At 42.7% G+C, this 25,433-nt stretch carries 24 protein-coding genes and 1 pseudogene; 14 read left to right on the forward strand and 11 right to left on the reverse strand.

Annotated elements, in window-relative coordinates:
• Positions 1-4 precede the first annotated feature (4 nt).
• Positions 5-748 (reverse strand): transposase, encoded by a 744-nt coding sequence (locus KKZ03_RS11910; protein WP_256452025.1) that lies wholly within the window; start codon positions 746-748, stop codon positions 5-7.
• 156 nt (positions 749-904) lie between these two features.
• Here KKZ03_RS11910 and KKZ03_RS11915 point away from each other — a divergent pair.
• Positions 905-2,040, forward strand: a protein-coding gene (locus KKZ03_RS11915) for an IS630 family transposase (RefSeq protein WP_243217008.1) whose coding sequence is annotated in 2 segments (ribosomal slippage) — positions 905-1,334 and positions 1,334-2,040 — 1,137 coding nt in all. Because the reading frame shifts where the segments join, the coding sequence is not laid out codon by codon here.
• Between the two features lie 71 nt (positions 2,041-2,111).
• Here KKZ03_RS11915 and KKZ03_RS11920 read toward each other — a convergent pair.
• Positions 2,112-2,495 (reverse strand): hypothetical protein, encoded by a 384-nt coding sequence (locus KKZ03_RS11920; protein WP_243217068.1) that lies wholly within the window; start codon positions 2,493-2,495, stop codon positions 2,112-2,114.
• A gap of 170 nt (positions 2,496-2,665) precedes the next feature.
• On the opposite strand from KKZ03_RS11920, the pseudogene KKZ03_RS11925 reads away from it, so the two are divergent.
• Positions 2,666-3,650 (forward strand): annotated as a pseudogene (locus KKZ03_RS11925) (IS256 family transposase); the annotation flags it as partial.
• An 82-nt stretch (positions 3,651-3,732) separates the two neighbouring features.
• Here the strand turns inward: KKZ03_RS11925 and KKZ03_RS11930 are convergent.
• The 4 genes from KKZ03_RS11930 to KKZ03_RS11945 all read right to left on the reverse strand — a co-directional run bounded on the left by KKZ03_RS11930 (position 3,733) and on the right by KKZ03_RS11945 (position 9,110).
• A complete protein-coding gene (locus KKZ03_RS11930) occupies positions 3,733-3,948 on the reverse strand; it encodes a hypothetical protein (RefSeq protein ID WP_243217069.1) in 216 nt (71 codons plus the stop codon).
• An 83-nt stretch (positions 3,949-4,031) separates the two neighbouring features.
• Positions 4,032-6,215, reverse strand: coding sequence for a hemerythrin domain-containing protein (locus KKZ03_RS11935; protein WP_243217070.1), 2,184 nt, complete (start codon positions 6,213-6,215; stop codon positions 4,032-4,034).
• A gap of 76 nt (positions 6,216-6,291) precedes the next feature.
• Positions 6,292-7,347, reverse strand: a complete 1,056-nt coding sequence (locus tag KKZ03_RS11940; protein ID WP_243217071.1) for a GlxA family transcriptional regulator — start codon at positions 7,345-7,347, stop codon at positions 6,292-6,294.
• A 245-nt stretch (positions 7,348-7,592) separates the two neighbouring features.
• On the reverse strand, positions 7,593-9,110 hold the full coding sequence (locus tag KKZ03_RS11945) for a CHAD domain-containing protein (RefSeq protein WP_243217072.1): 1,518 nt from the start codon (positions 9,108-9,110) through the stop codon (positions 7,593-7,595).
• 151 nt (positions 9,111-9,261) lie between these two features.
• Between KKZ03_RS11945 and KKZ03_RS11950 the strand changes: the two genes are divergently transcribed.
• The 8 genes from KKZ03_RS11950 to KKZ03_RS11985 all read left to right on the forward strand — a co-directional run bounded on the left by KKZ03_RS11950 (position 9,262) and on the right by KKZ03_RS11985 (position 18,583).
• On the forward strand, positions 9,262-9,786 hold the full coding sequence (locus tag KKZ03_RS11950) for a histidine phosphatase family protein (protein WP_243217073.1): 525 nt from the start codon (positions 9,262-9,264) through the stop codon (positions 9,784-9,786).
• A 136-nt stretch (positions 9,787-9,922) separates the two neighbouring features.
• Positions 9,923-10,906 carry a PstS family phosphate ABC transporter substrate-binding protein gene (locus tag KKZ03_RS11955; protein ID WP_243221617.1) on the forward strand — a complete coding sequence of 328 codons (984 nt, stop codon included), beginning with the start codon at positions 9,923-9,925 and terminating at the stop codon, positions 10,904-10,906.
• A 168-nt stretch (positions 10,907-11,074) separates the two neighbouring features.
• A complete protein-coding gene (locus KKZ03_RS11960) occupies positions 11,075-13,372 on the forward strand; it encodes an ABC transporter permease subunit (protein ID WP_243217074.1) in 2,298 nt (765 codons plus the stop codon).
• A gap of 141 nt (positions 13,373-13,513) precedes the next feature.
• Positions 13,514-15,169, forward strand: a complete 1,656-nt coding sequence (gene pstA, locus KKZ03_RS11965) for a phosphate ABC transporter permease PstA (protein ID WP_243217075.1) — start codon at positions 13,514-13,516, stop codon at positions 15,167-15,169.
• 40 nt (positions 15,170-15,209) lie between these two features.
• On the forward strand, positions 15,210-16,007 hold the full coding sequence (gene pstB, locus KKZ03_RS11970) for a phosphate ABC transporter ATP-binding protein PstB (protein ID WP_371744898.1): 798 nt from the start codon (positions 15,210-15,212) through the stop codon (positions 16,005-16,007).
• Between the two features lie 14 nt (positions 16,008-16,021).
• Positions 16,022-16,738: a phosphate signaling complex protein PhoU gene (gene phoU, locus KKZ03_RS11975; RefSeq protein WP_243217077.1), complete on the forward strand. Its 717-nt coding sequence runs from the start codon at positions 16,022-16,024 to the stop codon at positions 16,736-16,738.
• 118 nt (positions 16,739-16,856) lie between these two features.
• Entirely contained in the window at positions 16,857-17,618 is a 762-nt protein-coding gene (locus KKZ03_RS11980; RefSeq protein ID WP_243217078.1) for a zinc ribbon domain-containing protein, read from the forward strand.
• A 173-nt stretch (positions 17,619-17,791) separates the two neighbouring features.
• Entirely contained in the window at positions 17,792-18,583 is a 792-nt protein-coding gene (locus KKZ03_RS11985) for an energy transducer TonB (protein WP_243217079.1), read from the forward strand.
• An 11-nt stretch (positions 18,584-18,594) separates the two neighbouring features.
• Here KKZ03_RS11985 and KKZ03_RS11990 read toward each other — a convergent pair whose 3' ends face one another.
• Positions 18,595-19,059, reverse strand: coding sequence for a nucleoside deaminase (locus KKZ03_RS11990; RefSeq protein ID WP_243217080.1), 465 nt, complete (start codon positions 19,057-19,059; stop codon positions 18,595-18,597).
• Positions 19,060-19,354: 295 nt separating this feature from the next.
• Positions 19,355-19,714 carry a hypothetical protein gene (locus tag KKZ03_RS11995; protein WP_243217081.1) on the reverse strand — a complete coding sequence of 120 codons (360 nt, stop codon included), beginning with the start codon at positions 19,712-19,714 and terminating at the stop codon, positions 19,355-19,357.
• A 463-nt stretch (positions 19,715-20,177) separates the two neighbouring features.
• Between KKZ03_RS11995 and KKZ03_RS12000 the strand changes: the two genes are divergently transcribed.
• Entirely contained in the window at positions 20,178-21,098 is a 921-nt protein-coding gene (locus tag KKZ03_RS12000) for an SGNH/GDSL hydrolase family protein (protein WP_243217082.1), read from the forward strand.
• A gap of 413 nt (positions 21,099-21,511) precedes the next feature.
• Here KKZ03_RS12000 and KKZ03_RS12005 read toward each other — a convergent pair whose 3' ends face one another.
• On the reverse strand, positions 21,512-21,946 hold the full coding sequence (locus KKZ03_RS12005; RefSeq protein ID WP_243217083.1) for a DUF1566 domain-containing protein: 435 nt from the start codon (positions 21,944-21,946) through the stop codon (positions 21,512-21,514).
• Between the two features lie 110 nt (positions 21,947-22,056).
• Positions 22,057-22,278, reverse strand: a complete 222-nt coding sequence (locus KKZ03_RS12010; protein WP_243217084.1) for a hypothetical protein — start codon at positions 22,276-22,278, stop codon at positions 22,057-22,059.
• A gap of 74 nt (positions 22,279-22,352) precedes the next feature.
• On the opposite strand from KKZ03_RS12010, the gene KKZ03_RS12015 reads away from it, so the two are divergent.
• From KKZ03_RS12015 to KKZ03_RS22045, 3 genes are all read left to right on the forward strand, one after another.
• On the forward strand, positions 22,353-22,802 hold the full coding sequence (locus KKZ03_RS12015) for a hypothetical protein (RefSeq protein ID WP_243217085.1): 450 nt from the start codon (positions 22,353-22,355) through the stop codon (positions 22,800-22,802).
• A 61-nt stretch (positions 22,803-22,863) separates the two neighbouring features.
• Positions 22,864-23,079 (forward strand): hypothetical protein, encoded by a 216-nt coding sequence (locus KKZ03_RS12020; protein WP_243217086.1) that lies wholly within the window; start codon positions 22,864-22,866, stop codon positions 23,077-23,079.
• 184 nt (positions 23,080-23,263) lie between these two features.
• Positions 23,264-23,551, forward strand: coding sequence for a hypothetical protein (locus KKZ03_RS22045; protein ID WP_371744721.1), 288 nt, complete (start codon positions 23,264-23,266; stop codon positions 23,549-23,551).
• 35 nt (positions 23,552-23,586) lie between these two features.
• Here KKZ03_RS22045 and edd read toward each other — a convergent pair whose 3' ends face one another.
• Positions 23,587-25,407, reverse strand: coding sequence for a phosphogluconate dehydratase (gene edd / locus KKZ03_RS12030; RefSeq protein WP_243217087.1), 1,821 nt, complete (start codon positions 25,405-25,407; stop codon positions 23,587-23,589).
• Positions 25,408-25,433: the final 26 nt, after the last annotated feature.

The raw sequence follows: 25,433 nt of genomic DNA on the forward strand, positions 1-25,433 counted from the left end.
ATGGTCAAATAGTATTTTGGCAAGATGCGTCCCGATCTATTCTGTCGGCAAGTGCGTTAAAGGTCTTCTTCGTCATCCGGACGCCTTTTTGATAAGTAATTTTCACCAGCGTAATGACCGGACTAATTCCTTTCCAGGTCATGGTTTTTGCCCATTGCAAGGTGGTTTCCATCGTATTTAACAGGGTCGTACTCCAATGGTTTTCAAGGATTCCCCAACAATGTTCGATAGGGTTATATTTGCTATAGTAGGGTGGATAGTAAGCCAGTACGATTTCGAGGTTATTTTTGTCCGCAAAGTCGATCATGCGTTTCATGAACTGTGTTCTATGGCTAGGGTACCTTGGGCCGTTGTCCAGATTGATGACTAACTGCTTGATGTGACTATTTTGTTCTTTGTTATTACTCCACCAGTGCTCAAGACAGTCGACAATAAAATCACTGGTTTCGAATGAGACACCAAAGAGAATCGTGAGCAGTCCGGTCATCACGTTTAAAATACCAAAAGGCGCCAACTTATCCTTGAACCCCATATCATGGTCGTTCGCTTGCAAGGCTTTTCTACAACGTGAGGTACCGCCACGCGATGAATCACATAAGTCCACTTTAGTTTTGGTATCGATTGATATCCGTAATGAATCTTGGCGCAAGTCAGAGATCTTATTGATGTTGATGAGGTTATCGAAGATAGCATAGGTTTCCGGAATCTTTTTAAGTGGCTTCGCTTTTTGCACTCTACGTAGGGGCAGCCCAAGCGATTCAGGATAGTACCAATGGTTTTTTTACACGGCAAGTCTTTATCTGCCCAGTTTTTTTCTCTAATTAAGGGCTAGTACTCAGTCAGCGTTGATATGTCGAATGATAGCCCCCATATAATGTCTTTACATTGCCATTAATAAACACCATTGAAAAAGAAATACATAGTACGACTAACGGAAGATGAACGCGCTTATTTGGGAAGTTTGATTCATACCGGAAAAGTGGCCGCTCATAAAAGGTTACACGCTGAAATACTGCTGAAAGCGGATGTTAGCGAGTTAGGAGAAAAATGGCTGGACCGGCCAATAAGTGAAGCTTTTGGTATTTCAAGACGTACCGTTGAACGAGTCCGGGAGCGACTGGTTCAAGAAGGCTTGGAATCGGCTTTAAACCGGGCAAAGTCAATTCGGGTTAGAAGTCGTACTATTGATGGAGAGAATGAAGCCCGTTTGATCGCGTTAAGTTGTGGCGATGCACCTGAAGGGCGTAGTCGCTGGACATTACGTTTACTTGGACAGCAGATGGTTGAGCTGGGTTATATTGAAAGTGTATCGCATGAAACTATCCGGCAAACCTTAAAAAAAACGAATTAAAACCCTGGCAAAATAAAGAGTGGTGTATTCCGGCTAAAAAAAATGCTGAGTTTGTTTGTGCTATGGAAGATACGCTTGAGGTTTACAAGCGACCTTATGATGAAGCGCAACCACTGATTTGCATGGATGAAAGCAGCAAGCAACAGATTAAAGACACGCGAACACCAATACCGGCAAAGCCTGGCACGGTCGCTCGGTACGACACGGAATATGAGCGTAATGGAGTGAGCAATATTTTTATGTTTTTTGAACCCTTGCAGGGCAAACGGTTTGTTGAGGTAACCGATCAAAGAACGGCCATTGATTGGGCGCATCAAATTCGTAACCTGGTTGATGTCCATTACCCGCAGGCTAAACGTATTACCCTGGTTATGGATAATCTGAATACCCATACTGGTGCCTCTTTATATAAGGCATTTGAGCCAAAAGAGGCGAGAAGAATTCTTGAAAAACTAGAAATACACTACACGCCCAAGCATGGCAGTTGGTTAAATATGGCCGAGATAGAATTAAGCATCCTGTCACGGCAATGTATGGATCGCCGCATTCCAGATCAAGAAATGTTAAAAACAGAAATTTTAGCGTGGCAAGAAAAAAGAAATACTATTGCTCGGCCTATGAAATGGCGGTTTACCACGGAGGATGCACGGATAAAACTGAAGAAACTTTATCCGACATTATCAGATTGACTGAGTACTAGGAGGCTGTCCGAGAATAGGAACCGTAGCGAGGGAAAGCAATTTTGAGTCAGATTTTTGGGTCATTTGAGGCAAATAGTTGTTCTATTAAACGAAAATAAACGGAAAATATGGCCAAAATAGCTTTTCCGCAATAGGTTTTCTATTCTCGGACAGCCTCCTACTCGCATACCCTTGGCCGTGATGCGTGTATATTTAAACAGCGTCTGAAACTTTGGGTCAGTCTGGCTTTGAGGTTCCGCCAAAGCAATGATGTCAATTTCCATTTGCGGATTTTTTACTTCTGTTTTTTTATTACCACGTGGCTTGAAATCATTGGCACAGAAGATCCCCGTGCGTAATTCATTTAATCCCAACGCTATCGTTTTGCGATCCCAACCTATGGCCTGTTCAGCCAAATAAGGCTTTGCATAAAAATAATCCAGGGGGACTTGGGCTTCAAACACCCGTCTTTTGGTACCAGTTAGCTTTTTTGCTGCATTTTTAAGTGTAGCAATATACTGTTTCGATAAGATGGGCATGTTGTTAACAATGATGTGTCAAATATAGGTCCACAGAATACATAAGTTTTCAGATGCTATTCCTGAAAAATTGGGGGGGGTATTTATTGCGCGTTACCTTAACTCAAGAGCTACTCAAAATCACCGTAGAGGCCTCACTCAATGCGGAAATGGAGGCTCACTTGGGCTATCCAAAGCATTCGCCGCCGAGGCATAATTCCGGCAACAGCCGTAATGGCTATGGTACTAAATCACTTAAAGGTGATCACGGTGTGCTTGAGATCGAAACGCCACGAGACCGCAACGGCACTTTTGAACCCCAGTTTGTATGTAAAAATCAAACGCGGTTAACGCATTTTGATGACAAAATTCGGACCTTATATGCGAAGGGCATGACGACACGGGATATTGTTGATACCTTTGAAGAAATGTATGGCTCGACTATTTCTGCCACCCAGGTCTCAACTATCACTGAAGCCGCTATGGGAAAATTCATCGAATGGCAATCCAGGCCGTTAGATGAGGTCTATCCCATTATTTATCTGGATTGTATCGTGGTAAAAATCAGGCAAGATAAACGCGTTATTAACAAGGCAGTTTATGTGGCACTGGGTGTTAATATGGCAGGCCAGAAGGAATTGTTAGGGCTCTGGTTATCCGAAAATGAAGGCGCTAAGTTTTGCCTATCTGTGCTGACCGAGCTAAAGAATCGAGGCATTAAGGATGTGTTTGTTGCTTGTGTGGATGGCTTGACTGGATTTCCGGATGCCATCGCCACAGTCTTTCCTAAAACGCAGGTTCAGCTCTGTATTGTCCACATGGTGCGGAATTCATTACGCTTTGTTTCCTGGAAATATCGAAAACTGATTGCGGCAGATCTCAAGAAAATCTACCAGTCAATCATGGTTGCAAAAGCAGAAATGGAGCTCGAAGCCTTTGCGAGGACTTGGGACAACCATTATCCATAAATCGGCAACGAAAGTCATTTATCTGGCTATTAAAAATACGTCAAAAAAATGGTCCATGCCATTACGCGATTGGAAACCGGCCATTAATCAGTTTATTATGATGTATCAGGACAGGATGCCCGATTTTAATTAATGGCAGTTTACACGGATTTTCTTATACCCTCTGGTGGCGCTACGCGCTAACGATTTTGGTCACTTAATGGTTGTTGCAATTTTTAGCCACCATTACCAATATTTTCCCAGGTATTGTTACCTGACACTTCCAGTGTATGCAACAGGTTGGTCGTTTCTTGCTGTTTTTCCCGTAACGCTTCCAGCTCTTGCTTGACTTCTTCTGCGGCTTGTCGGGACTTCATAACTAATGCATCAATATGCGCACTTCGTTCGATAAGTTCAACCAGTTTTTGACCGTATTCATCGGTTATGTTCATGGGTTATCTCCCCGGGATTATTGTGTATTATTTTATCCAAAACGATGGGTTTGACAGATCCCAACGAGATGTTTCCTTATTGCTTAAAGGATCGGGCCAAGTTCCTGTTCTTTCTGGTAAACATTAAACGCCATATCTGAATTAATAATGTGTTTGGCCCACTTATCCATAAATCCCTGAATATCGTTTTGTTTCCAGTCATCATTAATAATCTTATGATCAATTTCAATTAATTTTTCCAGCATTATTTTATGTTCTTTTGTATGTCCTTTGTAATATCGAAAACCTGATTGTTCCATCAGTTCTTCTTCAGCATTAAAATGCTCTTTGACATGCTGATAGATTAACTGAATATTTTTGACCAACTCTTCCTTATTTATAGAAGAAACCAGCTGATTAGCCAAAATAAATACTTCCTGATGTTGGTTATCCATTAAAGCATCATTGGTATGGTAATAGTCCTGCCAGATAAAATGGTACATACTGCCCAAGGACAGTTTTTGGGTCTGACCTTCTTTTTGACGATGGATGGCTATATTTTCAGGCGTTGCTTTGTCGTTGCCTGTTTTATAAACAAAATTTTGTCTGGCAATATGGTAAGCCGCATTGCCATAGAAATTCGCGTACATTTGGGTTAATTCGAATTTCCTGTAAGTCGCCAAGGCTTTTAATGATTCATCATAACAACGGGTTTTGGCTTTTTCATTTAATTGCTCTCTTAATGTCTCATTATCAGTAACAAGGTCATTGACCAGATGTTTAACCTGAGCAGTAAATAGTTTATGATTTTTGTCGAGGACCTTATCACACAGTCCTATGCGCCATGCTTTCTTGGCGCTAATGGGCAGGCGTTGTTCAGTCAATGCAGTGGCCATTTCCTGGCCGACACGTTTGGGTAATAAATAAGTCCAATACTCAGAACCATAAAGCTCGCCCATATTCTTATAATGTGGATTAAAAATAACACCTTCTCTGGCAAATACCCGGTCAGCAGCCAAAGCCATAATGGCACCACCTGCACCTGCACTGCCAGCAAGTGCAGAAATAGTTAATTTATCCAAGGTAGTGATAATCTGATAGATAAGATCATCAATGGCGTTGATATTTAACCACGATTCATCAGCCGGAGATTTTGCTGTTTCGATGTGATTAAGATGAATACCATTTGACCAACATTCTTCACCGCCCATTAACACAATCGCTTTTATTGGCATCGTGGCAACATACTGATAGACCGTTAACAATAGTTTACATTGCTCGGTACTCATGCCGCCATTATGAAAAGGGAAATAGAGATAAGCGATGTCATCTTCCTGTTCATACCACACTTCTTGACAGGGTAGTTGCCGTCCCGGTTTGGTATAATCGATTTCGATAACTTTGATGGTTTTGGATAACAGGCTTTTTAACGTTGAAGTCTCCGGGCTTGTTTTGGGTAACAGGTCTTTTAAAACGAAAGTGGCCGGTAATTTTATACTTTTGGTGCCAGATTCCACTTTCGGTTTTAAATGTCCAATCCAGATTGCACCATCGACTGTTGCCCGACAAATGGCATGATTTGCCATTGCAATGATGTCTCCCGGTTTACCTGTTAAATGGTTTTCTTTATGGGCATTAAAAATAAAAACTGGTTTTCCGTAAATTTCATCCAGCACTCCGGGGCTCCCGTCAGCGGCGTTAATGCGCTTTAAAATCTCATCCGTTTTATGTGTTTTCCAATTGATTTTACGATCTTCCTGCTTTATTGACGGCAGCAATATACCTGTATAATCGGCTCTACTATAATCTTGTACTTCGGGTTTAAAATCCGGCGCATCAAAATAGGTTAAAATTTCCCATAAACAGTCCACTGCTGCTTGCGTCACTTCCCGATAGAAAATACTGCTTTTAGTCGCTGGCCGCAGGGGAAAGGTTTTGTTGGCCCAAATGGCTCCGGCATCCATTTCTTCAGCAGCTTCAAGTAAAGAAACGCCCCATTCCGGTTCGTTATTCTGGATGGCCCAGTCCAAAGATGATGGTCCTCTGTCGCCTTTAATGCCAGGGTGTACGATGAGGCATTTGGTATGAGCATAAATTTCTTTGGGAAGACGTCGAGTTAAGAATGGACACAGTATTAAATCCGGTTTAAATAACGCAATACCTTCTAGTAGTTTGGCTATGTCACCTAAATGTAATTCAACTGAGACCAAATAACCTGCATCGTTAAGTTCGGTGTAAAAACGTTGTGTTAATCCGGAAAATGCCGATGAAACAAGTAAAATACGCATGAAGCTCTCCTGAATTTTATCTTGGGATTTGGTTTTAAAACAATAGATTATAATTAACGTGTAGGACTTGATTAAATCAGGCGGCTTTGATTGACTGAGTATCAGAGCGGCAAAAACGATCACGATAACTTTGCGGGTTTACCCCCAGTTGGCGAATAAAGGCCCGGCGCATGCGTTCGGGATCAGCAAAGCCTGATTTGCCTGCCACTATTTCAATCGATAGTTTTGTGCTCCCCAGATAATGGCGAGCCGCATCAATACGTGCCATTTCCACAAACTTGGCCGGTGTCATACCGGTTTCTGTCAAGAAAAACCGTGCAAAGTTTCTGGGGCTCATGCTCAGGCGTTCAGCCAGTGTTTCTACCCGTAAATCATCGGCAAGATGCAGCATAATCCATGCTTGTAAATCTTTAAGCTCCGGGCGATTTGCATTACTGGTCAGGTAGGCGCTGAACTGAGACTGACCACCAGGTCGTTTGAGAAACACAACAAGATAGCGTGCGACCAGCAAAGCCAGTTCGCTACCCCAGTCTTCTTCGACCATCGATAATGCCAGATCAATACCCGAGGTGATACCTCCTGATGTTGAAATAGAGCCTTCACGCACAAAAATACGGTCCGGTTCAACGGTGATTAATGGATAATCGCGTGACAAACGGTCGCAATAATCCCAATGACTGGTAGCTTTTAGGCCATCCAGAAGACCGCTTTCTGCGAGCAGAAAAGCGCCTGTACAGACTGAAGCAAGTCGATTTACCCGTGGCGCCATGGCCCGAACCCATTGCTGTAATGCCGGGTCGCACAAGATACAATCGACATTTGGAGAGCCGGCAATCAGCAGGGTATCCAGACCATCATGGATATCGCTATAAGCAGTATTCGCAATAATCTGGAGACCGCATGACGTTGTTATTGGCCCCGGCTTTGCCGCTAATACGTTCATTGGATAGGTCGGTTCACTGCAGGTACCGGCTCGTTGTAAGCCGACATTGGCGAAAGCAAATACTTCCATCGGGCCGGTGAGATCAAGAATCTCAATGCCGGGGTAGGTAACGATACCGACCGGTCTTATTTTCGCTATACGAGCCTGTTTCGAGTCAAAAGCGGATGGAGGCGAAAAAGGGATGTTCATTTATCTTCCTCACATAGCCAATAGTGGGTTGAATGAAACAGAAGTGCCGTCTGTTTTTTAAATTACGTCCCTGTATTTTATGTTTAAATTTTTCGTGAATTAACCATTTGCTTTATGGTTTCTTCTAAAGGCGATAGCAACGGTTATATATTCTCTCAATGTATATTTTTACACAATGACAGTTAACCCTCATTTCCTGCCAAAAAATATTGTCATGTTGTTCAGGTTCTGACAATAAGCCAATTTTATTTGTTAATCAGTGACTTAAATGCAGAGTGATTTTCTTCATGTCTGAAAGTCAAGAATTTTGAGGAAAAGTCTTTGCGCGCATTACATCTTAAGGTATCCAAATTCTGGATTAATACGCCCATGGCCAACAGGGTATTAGCATGTATGTTGTTGCTTAGCATTTCTTCGCTGAATAATTTTAAGGTATTTTCCTGCACGGCGTAATCTTGAAAATCACCTAAAACCTCCTGTAATCCTTTCAGGTTTTTAATAAATTGTTTTATTTGGTTCTCGTGATAGAGGCTTTGGAAAAATTCCATTAAGTAGCGTAACTTTTTACAGGATTTTCTTAAATCATGTAAGGCTTCGGATGGTGAGTTATTGTCAATTGCATCGCCTTCTGCCAATATGCGCTTATAACTTTTCGAGATTCTTTGATTAGCGAGTTGTTTAATGGTTAGTTTTGCATTGGGCTCAACCGGTTCTAGCGGCGCTTGTTCTTTAAGATATTGTTCCCATTCATACATGGTAGACAAGTACTTTGCTGAGCGAAGTTTTTTTGCCAGTTCTTTCTGTGCTTTTTGTTGTTTGGCGAGAATAAACTCCTGCAACGGGTTAATATTTTCACGAATTGAAATCGGCAAGCTGTCTTTAAAATGGGCAAAATTTAACAGATAAACATCCAAATCCCTGGTGGGACTGGTTATTTGTCCGAGCCAGGAAAAAAATTCGGCATAGTAGGCAGTAATCTCATCAGGTAACACGCCTTTAAGCTGACTTAATCCTGCGCGGGTTCTACGAACCGCGACCCTGAAATCATGTAAAAATTCACTATCGGTATCGGCAATGGTACCGTGCTCATTATCTTTAATGGCATTTAGCAAGTGACTGAATATGTATTTGCCGGCAATATCAGCGCGCATATCAGGGTCCAGATTAATATTCATTTTTGATGAATAGTCGTTAGGTTTACGCCCCTGCAGGCTTAAGGCAACAACCAGTAACGGTTTGTTGGTAGTTGTTAAACCGAGTTTTTCAGTGAGTGTCTCAATGATACTGTCAGCGGCCTTGTCGTAACCTTTAATCGGTAGTACTGTAACCCTGTTTTTAAACAGGTCGTGTTCTTCTATAACCAAGCGAAGTATGGTTTTTTGATCATTATTAATGATGTTCAGGTGGTAAGTTTCATAGTCGAGATTACACACCGGCAATAATGCCCTCATTTCTAAAAGGGGTGCCAGGGTGCCGGTAATTTCTTCTGATAGAAATTGTTCACAGAAGGCAGGAACTTCCTTGATTTCTGTACTGGCGATGACTAAGTTATTTTCGAAGTTTTTTAATACTAGTGTGGATGTCGATTTTGAACGGTTAAACTCGCAAGTAATGCCGTTTTTATAAAGCCGCCAGTCAAAGCTGTCGTAATAAGTCTTTAGAGAATACTGCCTGCAAACCAGCTCCATGTTTATTTTATTGCTTAGTTTGGCAATAAATTTTTCAGCTGATAGACTTGCGGGGAAATCAAATTGTAAGGACATATTGACCATGGCGTGATGGGGTTTACGGTAATGTTAAACCTTTAATTATAATCTTGCTGTATTAACATTTAGTGACGATGTAATAATTAACCGCTATGGTAACTGAATTTGAAATACTTTTGTATAAAAAAAACAGACAGGTAATAGTGCGATGAGTAGAGAGTTATGGTTACTTAGGCATGGAAAATCTGATCGCGATAATCTTTCCATTGAAGATTTTGACCGGCCTTTAAAAAAACGTGGCAAACTTGCTGCCCAACATCTCGGTGAAGGAATGCATCAACAGCATCTTGTTCCCGATTGGATAGTGAGTTCACCGGCTAAAAGAGCGTTGGCGACAGCGAAAATAGTACATAAAGCGCTTGCTATTGATGGGTTGCTTATTGTAAAGGATAGACGCTTGTATCAAGAAGGGTTTGAGCGGCTTAAAACTGTGTTGGCCGAGTGTCCCTTAACCGCCGAACGGGTTTTATTGGTTGGTCATAATCCGGAGCTGGAAGATTTGCTGGGTTATTTGGTAGGCACTAATCATCTGCCGGATATCGATAAGTTATTACCGACTGCAGCTCTTGCTCGTTTGCTATTGCCGGATGATTGGTCGCATTTAGTTGCCGGCAGTGCCAAGCTTTTACGCATAACTTATGCCAAATCATTACCAGAAGATACTGGCGAATAAATATTTAGTTTCGATGTTGTCTCATCGAGGCACGAACAAAATTATGATGCTGTCATAATCTTGTCATATAACATTAATATCCTTACATTTTTATATATAATTAACAGTTCCAAAATAATTAACTTGAGGCTTGATGATGAAATTATCTTTTAAAACAAAATCACTACTAGCGGCGATGGGCTTTGCTTCTGCGGCACTGGTCAGTGGTACTGCAGTTGCAGTTCAGACAGTTGATGCAGGCTTGCCAGACTATAAAAAAGCCAGCGGTATTGCCGGCAACTTATCCAGTGTTGGCTCTGATACACTGGCAAATTTGATGACGTTATGGGCTGAAGAGTTTAATCGCGAGTATCCCAATGTTAATATTCAGATTCAGGCTGCAGGATCTTCTACTGCACCACCTGCTTTAACAGAGGGAACATCAAATTTGGGGCCTATGAGCCGCGAGATGAAGGATGATGAGCTGGAAGCTTTTGAAGATAAATACGGTTATAAGCCTACTGCTGTGCCTGTTGCTATCGATGCACTGGCGGTGTTGGTTAATAAGGATAACCCCATTAAAGGTTTGACTATTCCACAGGTTGATGCAATTTTTTCTGCTACCCGTAAATGTGGTCATGAAACTGACATTGAAACATGGGGTGATGCAGGTGTTGCTGTTTGGGGATCTAAAAGCATTCAGCTATACGGACGTAACTCGGTATCCGGTACTTATGGTTACTTTAAAGAAAACGGCTTATGTAAAGGCGATTTCAAAAATAACGTAAACGAGCAACCAGGTTCAGCCTCTGTGGTTCAGTCGGTTACGTCATCAGTTAATGGCATTGGCTACTCAGGCATGGGTTACAGTACATCAGGCATAAAAATGGTACCTTTGGCTAAAAAAGAGGGTCAACCCTTTGTTGAAGCAAAACCTGAAAATGCGCTTAACGGTACTTATCCGTTAACGCGCTACTTGTATGTTTATGTTAATAAAAAGCCAAATCAAGCGTTAGCGCCTTTAGAAAATGAATTCATGAAAATGGTATTATCTAAGGCAGGTCAACAAGTTGTCATAAAAGACGGGTATATTCCATTACCTGCAAAAGTAGTTGAAAAAATACTGACTACGCTTAAATAACTTTTAAATAGTTAGCTGTTTTGCAAAGATGTTAGTCTGGATTAACGGATTATTTAACTTTAGTGTATAAAAGTTAATGCAGAAAAATGACGGCCGGGATTATTGAATTTCGGCCGTTTTTTGATTTTTGTTATATCATTGTCACATTTCTACCTTTATATTTTCGTCATGTCTGAAATAAATAGTCAATCAAAATACTCATCATCGATCAATGAATCTTCCGGTGGAGTTCATGAACGCTGGCGGCTTATTAAAGATACAATAGCGCGTTATGGTGTGGTAATCGGGGGGCTTGGTGTGATTTTTGCAATCGCATTAATTTTCTTTTATTTACTGTATGTGGTTTTTCCTTTGTTTATCTCGGCAACCTCTGAATCGGTTAGTCAATATGGGGTTCCAGAGCCGGCGTCAGGTAAAACGGTATTGTTGGAAGTGGAAGAACAAAATGAAGTCGCTGCCCGCTTTACCGATACCGGACAAGTTATTTTCTTTGCTGTGGCGACTGGCAAAAATATTTTAAATGAAACCGTCAAAATCCCTGAAGGCGTGCATATTGTCAGCTTTGCCGAAGGTAGTCCCATTAAGGGCGGTGCGGTAATTTATGGCTTGTCTGACGGCAAAGCCATTGTCGTAAAGCATAAATACAAGATAACCTATCCCGAAAATGTTCGCTTGATTACACCCTCATTAGCCTACCCAATGGGCGAGGCACCTTTGTCGATAGATGAATCAGGTGCGGCGCTGGAAAAAATTGCGGTTAAAATCGGTGATGATGCCAGTACCATCGTTGCAAAAATTACTGATATCGCATCGGGCACAAGTAAAATTCACTTAAGCCATTTTGAAAAAGAAAAGTCGTTATTTGCTGATGAGGGAGCTCTAACCCGCACTGATTCGGTGTTGGATTATTCGGCAGCAAATGTTACCGACATTCTGATTGATAAGGATGAACGTAATTTATATTTACTGAGTAGTAACGGGCATTTGGGCTTATTTGATATTAACGATAAAAGCGCACCGGTTATTGTTCAGGAGCAATCTGTTGTTGAGGCAGGACACAAGATTACCAGTGTGGCATTTCTAAATGGTGATCTCTCTTTATTGATTGGTGATTCCAGTGGTTTGGTATCTCAATGGAGTAAAGTGAGGGATAAGTCAAATCACTTTAGCATGCAGAAGATCAGGGTCTTTAAAGTTTCCGATAAAGCGGTTGTTTCGATCAATGCCGAACAACGACGTAAAGGCTTCATGACTGTTGATGCCGATGGTTTCATGGGTATTTATCATTCGACTTCTGAACGGGAAATGCTTAAAGAGCAAATTAGTAATTCTCCACCTGTAGCTGCAGCGATATCGCCAAGAGCCAATGCCGTATTGGTAGAGTCTGAAGGCGGCAAGATAAATTTCTGGACGCTCGATAATCAGCATCCCGAGGTATCTTTACGCGCACTTTGGCAAGAAGTATGGTACGAAAGTTATCCTAAGCCTGACTATATATGGCAGTCTTCTTCCGCAAACAGTGATTTTGAGCCTAAATACAGTTTAACGCCGTTGGTTTTTGGTACATTAAAGGCGGCTTTTTATGCCATGTTGGTAGCTATGCCTTTAGCGTTGATGGGGGCGATTTATACTGCCTATTTTATGACACCAACAATGCGTCAATATGTTAAGCCGACCATTGAATTAATGGGTGCGCTACCCACCGTTATTTTGGGATTTCTCGCCGGTTTATGGTTGGCTCCGCTAATTGAAGAATATTTGGCGGGTTTGTTTTCCTTGCTGATGATAGTCCCACTCGGTGTTATGTTGTTTGCCTACGTTTGGCAATATTTACCAAAAAATATTCAGCAGAAGGTACCCGAAGGTTACGAAGCGGCTTTATTGATACCGGTCATTTTACTGAGCAGTTGGTTTGCTTTTACTGTGAGCGTACCCTTGGAGGCGTTTTTGTTTAATGGTACTTTGCGCGACTGGTTTAAAACTGAACTAGGCATTGGCTATGATCAACGTAATGCACTGGTCGTTGGTATAGCGATGGGTTTTGCGGTTATTCCGACTATATTTTCAATTGCTGAAGATGCTATTTTTAGTGTGCCCAAACATTTAACGGTGGGTTCTTTGGCATTAGGTGCAACACCTTGGCAAACCATGATTAAGGTGGTGTTGTTAACCGCCAGCCCCGGTATTTTTTCCGCGGTAATGATTGGTTTGGGGCGTGCGGTTGGTGAAACCATGATTGTGTTAATGGCGACCGGCAATACGCCGGTGATGGATTTAAGTGTTTTTCAGGGCTTACGTACCTTGGCTGCCAATATTGCCGTGGAAATGCCCGAAACCGAAGTAGACAGTACACATTATCGGGTCTTGTTTCTGGCTGCTCTTGTGCTGTTTATGTTTACTTTTGTTTTTAATACCCTGGCTGAAATTATTCGTCAGCGCTTACGCGAAAAATACAGCTCGTTATAATGTAGTCTGGTTTAAAAGTGGAGCTTTCTCAAATTTGGCCTGCAGCCCTTGTTGCGAAAAGCTGTGGTGCATTGTTTACTTTTATTTTAATACGCTGACTAAAATATTTGGTCAGCGCTTACGCGAAAAATATGGCTCATTATGATTAGATTATGGTTTAAAAGCGGAGCCCCCTGGATATGGCTTAATGCTGCGGCAGTCAGTATTTGTATGATTATGGTCGTTGGGGTTTTGGGGTTGGTGGTTGTCCGTGGGGTAGGTCATTTTTGGCCATCTCAAGTGGTCCAGTTTAGTTATCAGGAAGAGGGTAAACAACCTGAGATAATTATTGGTGAAAAAGTTGATAGTAGCGTAACACCTGCCAAAATGGCACTATCAACGGGTCATAAAATGGCTGATGATGAAGAAACCTTGATACAGTATTTAATTAAAACCGGTAATCGTGATGTTACGGGTAGTGATTTTCAATGGATAGAAGAACGTAATATAACAGCCCAGAGTGAGCCGCTTGATCTGATGGTCATCGAGCGTCAGGAGTGGGGTAATTTTTATGGGCGGTTACTGGAAGTTAAAGAAGACCACAAAACTATTGCTACCGGAAAAGAGGCGTGGGCGGTTGCGCAGAGTAAGATAGCCCATACTTTAACGATTTTAAAGGAAATAGCGCATTTAGAAAAAAAGGAAATTGGCGCAATCAACTATGCTTTGGAACGCTTAAGACTTAAACAAAGAAAGTTGGAATTAAAAAACGAACTGGATGACGCTGCCAAACAAGAGATTGCCGCAGAAACGGCCGGTTATGAAGCGCAATACAAGCAATATCAAGTACAGCTGGCCGAGTTATATAAGCAGACAAGACGCGATAGTCTGGTTGCTACCACCGACAGCGGCAAACAAGTGGAAATTTCGTTAGCCAAGGTGGTTAGGGCTTTTCAGCCTAATGCCATGAGTTTGTTTGATAAGGTGGTTCACTATGGCACCAAACTGGTTGAATTTTTAACCGAAGACCCTCGTGAAGCCAATACCGAAGGCGGTATTTTTCCGGCTATATTCGGTACCGTGATGATGGTTATGATGATGTCGGTTATTGTTACGCCATTTGGTGTGATTGCGGCCGTCTATCTGCGTGAATATGCCAAACAAGGTTTTACGACACGATTGATCAGGATTGCTGTTAACAACCTTGCCGGTGTGCCATCGGTTGTTTATGGGGTATTTGGTTTGGGGTTTTTTGTGTACATTTTGGGCGGTAACATTGATCAGTTATTTTTCCCTGAGTCCGCGCCGGCACCCGTTTTCGGTACGCCGGGATTATTATGGGCTTCAATTACACTGGCCTTGTTAACCTTGCCGGTGGTCATCGTGTCAACTGAAGAAGGTTTGGCGCGTATTCCCAGTTCCATACGCGAAGGTAGTCTGGCTTTAGGCGCGACCAAGCTTGAGACTTTATGGCTTACGGTATTGCCGATGGCCAGTCCCGCGATGATGACCGGCTTGATTTTGGCGGTCGCGAGAGCGGCAGGAGAAGTCGCCCCGTTAATGTTGGTCGGTGTTGTTAAGCTGGCACCTACCTTGCCGCTGGATGGAAATTTTCCGTTTTTGCATTTAGACAGAAAGTTTATGCATTTAGGGTTTCATATTTATGATGTTGGTTTTCAAAGCCCTAATGTTGAGGCGGCGAGGCCATTGGTTTATGCGACAGCATTATTACTGGTTTTGGTGATTATAGGGCTTAATCTGGCTGCCATTGTCATCAGAAATAATCTGCGAGAAAAATATCGCGCACTGGAAGGTTAAATAAATGTCAGAACAACAAGTACGTACACACTCAATCGATATGAGTTCAGTTTTGCGCGGTAAGGAAGAGTCGCAACACCCCAATGAAACTTGTATTAAAGTAGAAAACTTAAACCTGTTTTACGGTGAAAAACAGGCTTTACACGGCATTAACATGGAAATGCCCAAGAAAAAAGTAACCGCCTATATTGGCCCCAGTGGTTGTGGGAAATCTACGTTACTACGCTGTATTAACCGGATGAATGATCTGGTTGACAGCGCCAAAATTGACGGTAAGATTTTATTGGACGGTGAAAACATTTACGACAAGTCCGTTAATGTGGCAGCTTTGCGTAGACGTGTAGGCATGGTTTTTCAAAAACCTAACCCATTCCCTAAATCTATTTTTGAGAATGTCGCTTACGGCCTGCGGATTCAGGGTGTTAATGACAGACGGATACTGGAAGAAACTGTTGAAAATGCCTTGCGCGGTGCGGCGCTGTGGGATGAAATGAAGGATCGTCTGAATGACAATGCCTTGGGCATGTCAGGTGGACAACAACAACGCTTGGTTATTGCCCGGGCGATTGCAATAGAGCCTGAAGTATTATTACTGGATGAGCCGGCATCGGCTTTGGATCCTATTTCAACATTAAAAATTGAAGAATTAATCAACGAGCTTAAAGAAAAATATACTATTGTTATTGTTACGCATAACATGCAACAGGCAGCCCGTGTTTCTGATTTTACTGCCTTTATGTATATGGGTGAATTAATTGAAATAGGCACCACCAGCGAGTTGTTTACCAATCCTTCAAAAAAACAAACAGAAGATTATATCACCGGCCGCTATGGTTAATCAGGAGTCAAGTAATGGATAACAGTAAAGTAGGGCAGCATATATCCGAACAGTTTAATAGAGAACTTGAAGATATACGTAATAAAGTTTTAATGATGGGTGGCTTGGTCGAGCGGCAAATAGAGTTGGCTGTCGAGGCTTATACTACCGGTAATATGGAGTTGGCTGAACTGGTTATCAAGCAGGATGATGATGTTGATGCACTGGAAGTGGCTATTGATCAGGAATGCACCCAGATTTTAGCGTTAAGGCAACCAACGGCGTTTGATTTAAGGCTGTTGATTACGGTCATTAAAATTATTCATGAGATTGAAAGAATCGGCGACAAAGCAGAACGTATTGCAGAAATGGCGATACAGTTATCAGGTGCCGAAAGCAAAAGCCATCATCATGAGTTGGAGCACATGGCTGAGCTGGTTAAGGGTATGGTGCATGATTCACTGGATGCCTTTGCACGATTGACTATAGATAACGTGGCTGAAATTACCGCTTTGGATGAAAAAGTTGATCGCGAATATGACAATATTCTTCGGCAGTTAATAACCAGAATGATGGAAGACCCCAGAAACATTACCCGAACTTTGGATGTACTCTGGACTGTTCGCGCACTGGAAAGAATTGGCGATCATGCCTGTTATATCTGCGAACATCTGATTTTTCTGGTTAATGGCGAAGATGTACGCCATTTGAGTCAGGAAGAATTGGAAGAAAGAGTTAAAATTATCAGATAGGTGTAGTGCCGGCCATTTTTTCGTTCGTATGGAATCAACTGAAGTATGAACGATGAAATATGGCACATCAAGATTAGTAAAGTAATCCTGTCCCGGCAACTAAATCATTGGCAGCGGCATGATCTGTTTTTTGACCTGTCCAAAGTGCCAACATGAGTTACCTGTTCAAAGCCCGATATGTCCTCATTGCGGCATCGTATTTGAAAAATATTTAAAATATCATCCTGAACAAACCGTCCAACCCGATGTTCAAGCGCCTATAGTGACGATAATTGAAGAAGAGCAAACCAGTTCACTGGCACAGTTGTTGTTTTATAATGCACAGCACAGTACATGGGTATCTTTGTTGGGCAGGTCGATTATTTTTGCCGGCCTTGGCCTGTGGAGTTGGCAGCTTTTAAGCGATTCTATCGAAAGCAATGCTGTTGGAAACTCTTTTCTGCACCTTGTTAATCTGCCTTTTCATGAGGCGGGGCATATGCTTTTCAGACCCTTTGGCGCCTTTATTACTTCTTTGGGTGGAACGCTTGGGCAACTATTAATGCCGTCGATTTGCCTGGTCGTGTTGTTGTTTAAAACCCGCGATCCTTTTGGCGCCTCTGTAGCATTATGGTGGCTTGGTGAAAATTTTCTGGATATAGCCCCGTATATTAACGATGCACGGGCAGGGCAGTTACCGTTGTTGGGTGGCAATTTTGGCCATTTTGCGCCTTATGGCTTTCATGACTGGCAATATCTGTTAACCGAGTCCGGTCTTTTGTACCATGATCATGTTCTGGCTAAAGTCGCCTTTGCAACGGGTTCTGCCATCATGTTATTGGCGTTGCTGTGGAGCGGACTCTGGTTGGTTAAGGGCATCAGTTGTCTTGCTAAGGCTTAATCGTTTAGCGAACGTCTTTTTCTGCTGTTTTACCAAACAACGGCAAATATTATCCGGTTTCGGATTTTTTATTGCTTGCATGTTAAGATAAATTGATTGAAACAATGCCAATAATTTTACAGGGACAATGATGCTGCTGTTTCTCCTATACCTGAATCATTTTTCCCTTCCGATTGATAAATAATAACGTCGAAGAGATCGTTTACAAGACGATTAAAAAATCAACAAAACGCTCTGGCGGGATATTGTCGCTGGTAGCCATTGTGGTGCTACTGTTGCATGTTATGGGCTTAATATGGTTACGACAGCCAGCAGACTTGCCAAACGAATCCCTTGCCCCCGTGCCTTTTAAGCTGGAAGTTACCTTGCTTGGTAAAGACGGACTCAAATCCGGCGTTACGCCTCCATCTGCCAATTCTCAACCGCAACTCAAGGCCGAACCAGAGCCTAAAATAAAACCAGAGCCAAAGCCCAAATCAAAACCTGATTCAAAACCAAAACCCAAAAAAACCGCTACGGTAAAAGAAAAGTTGCCGGACTTACGGGAAATTGATCAGCTAATTAAATCCCGATCCGTCAAATTGGTTAGCAGACGTGTTAAAACGCAACCCGAGCAGCAAACAGCGCAGACAGTCTCCTCAGCGATGATTATGCCTCCCGCCGGTAGCGCCTCAGCCACGGACAACTTTCCGGTAAGCGATAGTCGTAATCCAAGTCCTGAATACCCGGAAATGGCCATATTTCTGGGCTATCAAGGCACTGCGATTGTTCGGATCAAGGTCTCTGCCAATGGGTTAAGCAAAGGTGCTGAAATTTTACGTAGCAGCGGTCATAAACTGCTGGACGAATCTGCCACCAAAGCCCTAAAAAAATGGCGCTTTACGCCCAGTAAACAAGGCGATACCCCCATGGCTGACTCAGTGATTATCTCGGTAATTTATGTTCTGTACGGCAATAATCGATAAAAAGTGACTGGCTAACTGTGTTTATGAAATGTACCTTTTGGTGCCTTGTCAAATAGCGCATTACATTCAGCTTCTAAAATACCGCCAACGATAGTCGTATGACGAAAACTGGTTTGGGCGATTACTTCAGCTGCACGAATATTAATTTGCCGCCAATTATGTTCCTTTAAATACGGGATAGACGTCCCGAAGTAAACAGTAGAAATGCCCGTCCACTGAATGGCACTTTGACACATGGTGCATGGCTCTGCCGTTGTATACAGATCAAGTTCGCTCCAATCCATTGGCTGCGGTAATTCGGCACAATGGTTAATCGCCACCATTTCACCATGAAAAGTTGGATTAAGTGCCGACTGATTAAAGCCTTCAGCAATAATCTCACCGGTTTCCCGTTTTACGATAACTGCTCCAAACGGATATTGTGGCACTTTTAAAGCCAGTTCTATGGCTTTGCGCATAAAGTATTCATGATTCATCTGATGAGCCTGCTTAACTATTAATAATCTACTCTAAGGATATAATAGTCGATATTATAACAATGATTGATTAGTAGTGATGCAGTGCAGGAGGTCTGGCTGTCGTAGTTACAATAATGACGGCCGGAATCACTTTCAGAAATTACTTGGCCGCTTGTGGGATTTGTGCGGGCTGGGCATTTACGACGAAAACGGGTGCAGGAATACTGACTGTGTCAGGAAGGCCGGTGGCAGGATCAAGCTGATAGATTAAATTGCCCGGGTGTAACAGGATCAGCGACTAACCAACGGTAACTTATTTTGCTTGGTTTGCCGATAATGCCCAATCCATAGTGTTCACAACCACTGGTGTTCTGGGTATTTGGCATTTATGCCCGGCCGTGGTCATGGTCGGAATGGGGGCAATCGGTGTCGAATTAAGAAACGTATGGGTAACCGGGTTGTACTTACTTTCGTAACGTACCTTAACTACGGGCTTACCGTTTGCATCCAGGGAATCGACTAAACGGGGCGTGCCGTAGCTTTGATATTTAAAGGTGTAAGTGATCTCTTTGCTGGTCAAACCGTCCAGCTCGATTTCAAAACCATTGCAGGGTCCGGTACTGTTGTTGACCACATCAAAGTTGCTCAACGAGCCAAAATAGGTCACTGTCACCAGAAGAAATCCAAATCTTAAATGAGCGTCACAGTTACTCCTGGTAAATTATTTTTGTAAGAAAATTACTGAATAGCGCGTCTAAGGTGACTACATCTTCGGCTAGCTAAGGCTAAAAACCACCCGAGGTGATTAAAAATAAAACTTTCAAGTAGGTATTTATACGAATTGTATTAATGAATTATCTATGGAACTATACATTTAAACTAAAACCTATCGTAAGGTAGGGATAAAAAGTTGCGGTTCCTGATGCAGAAAAGCCCAAGTGCCGAGTTTTATCCTGTTATGGTCACGCCGTGAAGTCCGGCTTATTTATATTGATTCTGGCTGATGATGTGATCACTTCTTGTATCCATATTCTTATAAAGGAAGTATATTTACAATGAAATGTCTAACAAATAGATTGATATTAATAAGCTTATTGTCTGTAGGATTGCTTGCGCCAAGCTGGACAGCAGCACAAATGACATTCAATAGGATCGTGGTTTTTGGCACCAGTATATCCGACCCGGGTAATGCTTTTGCCTTGTTATCCCAAGCTAAAATCAAACCACCACAGAGCCATCCCCCGTACGATACACTGGAAGACTTGCTTATTCCCAATGCTCCTTATGCTATAGGCGGTCATCACTTCAGTAACGGTGCTACCTGGATAGAACAGTTTGCGAAGGGTCGTGGACTTACGGCGGATGTTAACGCTGCCTTTAAAGGAAACAGTGCCAAAGCGGCTAACTATGCTGTCGGCGGTGCTCGAGCAACAACCCCTAGTTTAGGTGCAGTCAACTTGCCTGATCAAATAATGGCTTTCCACACCGATTACCCACAACTTCCGAGGAATGCTCTCTACGTTATGGAGATGGGCAGCAACGATGTTCGTGATGCCCTGATAGTAGCCGTATACGGATGTAATGTACCCGCTGCGGAAGGAATTATCGCCGAAGCTCTTGCCAACATCAGTCAGAGCTTAAATTACTTACTTGCCCTGGGAGCACAAAAGTTTCTCGTCGTAAATGTCCCTGACCTTGCACTGTTGCCGTCGGTGAAAGCATTGCCGGTGAATCCTCTTTGCCCTCTGGTGATACCAACCACAGCCGCCAGATCACTAACATTGAAGTTTAATACAGGCCTTGATAATCTGATAGCATCATTACCGGGGTTTCAAATTGCTAAACTCAATACTTATCAAAAAACCCAGGATTTGTATAATTCACCGCAAAGCTTCGGTTTAACTAATGTCAATGATCCATGTTTAACTCCAAACATTCCGCCGTTTACCTGTAAGACTTCTGATACGTTCTTGTTTTGGGATGGCATTCATCCAACTAAGGTTGTTCATGATATATTTGCTCAGGAAGCGGCTATTGCTCTCTCGTTGGTTCCATAATCGATGGAGATTCTCGATAAATATATCAACGATGGTGACAGGGCGTAAGTAAGTTTCCGGTATACCATGCAAACGGGAACCGAAGAGACAAGAGCGACAGAACTTAAGACGCTCTCCTGTAGCTTGGTGGGCGTTTGTGTTGGGTTAATCGGTTTTATGACTGTAGGTTGGGAATAAGAGGCACGTCGATGAGAAGACGACTGTTAATCCTTTGCAGTCGGCAACAGGTAAAGGCTTCGGGAACGGATAAGTTTCTGGAAACGGAGTGGTCTAATTAGCGAGTGTACCGACTACGCAATTTTTCCACTCCCCCGCTATCTATTTGGCTGACGACCAGAAATATCAATGTAGCTGATTTCCGGTGTCCGTTTTACTTACCTATACAACATCGATTATCTTATAAAAAATCCAAATCAAAAAGCCCGAACGGCACGCACACTTAGCCGGCTATATTTGTTGTAACGATCCTGATCGCCATTGCCAAAGCCTTGGATCCAGGCGCTGTTGCTATCGAGTTCTGTTAAGCTCCAATAATCATCTTTGGCAAAAGCGCCGACACTATTTTTGTGTTCGTAGAGTATTTTTAATTCGGTTTTTGTCGGTAAATGCCAGTCGTCGCCATAAGCGCTGGCCGCGATAACGGCTTCATTCCAATTGAGTAACTTGGTTTCATCGGTGGTTTTCGCTTCCAAACCATGTGCGCCGGAACTATCGACATAATAGATTATCCCGCCATAAGGCCCGATTTCTCCTATAGCAGGCACGCTACCTGCTATAGAGGCACCTATGTTCACTAGCATTCCGGCAACCAGCAAAGCTATTGCTGCCATTTGTTTTAATCTACTCATTGCTCTATCCACAGGGTTAGCCTTGTTTGGCATAAGGCATAAAAAAAATTGGCATCCCGATTGGGACAATTCGTGTGCGGTGTTTTTAACGACATCAATTTTCATGGTTTTTAGGGTGTCTTGTCAACGTAATCCCGGTATTGCTCAAGGACAGATATTAACGCCATATTATTGAAACGTTTTACGGTGGCCTTGCACTGCGAATAAATTCGGTTGATGGAATAGTCGTCAGCGGCCATTACTACCGATTCGTCATTATCGGGCAAGTTTTGTAAGCTTAGCAGATTGAACACAACAAAATCGAACGGACTATGGAACCATCGTAAAAACATGCTATTTTAATCAAAGTAAAAAAACTACCCGAAGTATTGATGTGAAATACTGTGGGTAATGGGATAATAAAATCATGAAAATCCGCGTTATTATAAAAAGACTCTCAAATCCTCGCGTTAGACGGCGATTAAAAATTGGCCTGTCTGTTTTTGGTGGCGCGATTTTGATTGTTCTGACATTTAAGATTGTCTATGACATTGGTTATTTTGATGCGCAGTCACTTGAAAATGCAAAAAACGCTGAGCAATCTGCTACACAACCAGTGCTGACAATGGAATCTGCACAATTTATTGTAACTGGTGCGCTAAAAGAAGATCCTACTAACCCGAAAACAATTGTTAATCAGATTGTTGATAATAATCATAAGCTTGCAGTCATTATTATAGAAAACAACAAGGTAAAAAAAGTTGCCTGGATTATAGATATGCATTTGTTTTTTACCGGCGATCTATTCAATGACGCAGGTTATAATTTAACCGTAGGTATTGAGCAGCAACTCAATATTAATCGTGGCAATCATTGATTGCTCGTAACAGTTTGTAGCTTGGGATGACGCAAGGAATCCCGATAATGCGGTGCAACAAGTGTTGGGGCTAATCAAACCCAAAAAAGGTACGCGACTGGATCAGTTGGCTCCGACTGCCACCCGATTGACGGCGGTACAAGGTGAGATTGACCCCAACGCACTACTCAATTTTCCAAAAAAATTCAGGAGATTACGTGATACTGAACGGCCCGATTTGCCGGATCACGGCTTTAGCAGTATCACTTTGCAAGTAATACTGCTACCGCAAATGTAATTAATCTATAAGTTACAGTTAGATACGCGAATAATAAGATAAAGATCAAGCACTATTCTGGTAGAATTTTGGGTATTACAGAGTCTGATCAATAACTTAACCATGCCAGCGATTAAAAAAAACCGTATTCAGCAGCAAATTGACCACTTAAAAAAGTCATTTTTGCAATCCCAAGGACTAGGTATTGAGGATTTTTTCAGCTGACAGCATTGCCAATATTATCGCCAATACCCCACATAAACGCTCCTCAGTGTTCTTGCCCTTAGTCACGCTTAAGGCCTTAATTTTCCAAGTATTAAGTGATGACGGTTCGTGTAAACAGGCAGTGGCAGGCGTATTGATTGACCGTATCGTCGATGAACAATCAGCCAATACGGTTAACACGGGACCTTACTGTAAAGCCCGACAACGCTTACCACTAAAGGAACTCAGAGCAGCCACCACAACCGCTGGTTTGCGTCTTCATTATTAGGGTATGTCACGACAACCCCGTCAGCATAATGTTTATTAATCAACAAGAAACAAATTAGAAGCCCCTGTTTCAGCAGAAGATGCACCTAGACGGAAACGACCAAACATCTCGCGTCCCATACCATAGTGATGGTTTTTTGCAGAATTGGGTGCCGGAATTCGTGAATTAAATTCTGCGTCATCAACCAATACATTGATATCGCCGGTTTGCAGGTTCATGGAAATAATATCGCCAGTTTGTACCTTGGCTAAGGGACCGCCAGATTCACATTCCGGGCACATGTGGATAGCTGAAGGAACTTTTCCGGAAGCCCCAGACATACGGCCATCAGTAACCAGAGCGACCTTGAAGCCTTTATCTTGCAGAACACCCAATGGTGGTGTCAGTTTATGCAGTTCCGGCATGCCATTCGAACGAGGTCCCTGAAAGCGGATAACCGCAATAAAATCTTTTTCCAGTTCACCGCGTTTAAAAGCGGCAAGCATATCTTCCTGGTCATCGAATACGATGGCAGGGGCTTCAACGATTTGATGTTCCGGTGCTACGGCTGACAGTTTGGATATACCGCGACCCAAGTTGCCGTGCATAACATGTAAACCGCCACCGACAGCAAATGGTTTTTCTACGGTGCCCAGAACGTCAGTATCTAAAGAAGTTTCCGGTACAGGTTCCCAGATCAATTTGTTGTCAATAAGTTTGGGTTCCTGACAGTAGTTGTTCATGCCGCGCTGATCGGCAACCGTTATAATATCTTCATGCAGCAGGCCGTTTCTCAACAGTTCAGCAATTAATACTCCCATGCCACCAGCCGCCTGAAAATGGTTAACATCCGCAGGGCCATTGGGATAAATTTTTGTGATTAATGGAATCGCTTTGGATAGATGATTAAAATCATCCCAGTTAAGAACGATGCCGGATGCACGGGCAATAGCGATTAAATGCATGGTATGGTTGGTTGACCCGCCCGTTGCCAATAAACCAATGACGGCATTGACGATGGCTTTTTCAGAAATCATATGGGCAATCGGGCGATAATCATCGCCCAGCGCGGTAAATTTTAAAACTTGTTTGGCTGCGGCTTTGGTTAATTCATCACGTAACGGTGTGTAAGGATTAATAAATGAACTGCCAGGCAGATGTAAGCCCATAATTTCCATCATCATCTGGTTACTGTTTGCCGTGCCGTAAAAGGTACAGGTACCCGGGCTGTGGTATGACGCAGATTCTGCTTCCAGTAGTTCTTTACGACCGATTTTGCCGATAGCGTAAGCTTGGCGTGCACGCGATTTTTCTTTATTGGTTAAGCCACTGGGCATGGGGCCGGCTGGGATAAATATGGCTGGTAAGTGACCAAAACTTAGCGCACCAATCAACAGGCCCGGTACAATTTTGTCACAAACGCCCATATATATTGCGCCATCAAACATATTGTGACTCAAACCTACCGCAGTCGCCATGGCAATCAAGTCGCGGCTGAATAATGACAGCTCCATGCCAGGTTGGCCTTGAGTGATTCCGTCACACATTGCCGGTACGCCACCAGCAACCTGAGCCACGCCGCCCGCTTCCCTGATAGCGGCTTTGATTAGATCAGGAGCATCCTTGTAAGGTTGATGAGCCGACAACATATCATTATAAGAGGTAATGATGGCAATATTGGCTTTTTGATCGCCGGTTAAATCGGCTTTCTCACTGGCACTGCAGGCTGCAAAGCCGTGAGCCAAATTACCACAGCCCATTCCTGAACGAATAGGGCCTTTTTTAGCGATAGCATCAATATAGGTGATGTAGGCTGAGCGGGTTTTATGACTACGCTCAATAATTTCTTGAGTCACTTTTTCAATTACGGGATGCATATTTTTTCCTGTTTTAGAGTTAGACG

Origin of the sequence: Methylobacter sp. S3L5C (assembly GCF_022788635.1) — a bacterium.
Taxonomy (GTDB): Bacteria; Pseudomonadota; Gammaproteobacteria; order Methylococcales; family Methylomonadaceae; genus Methylobacter_C.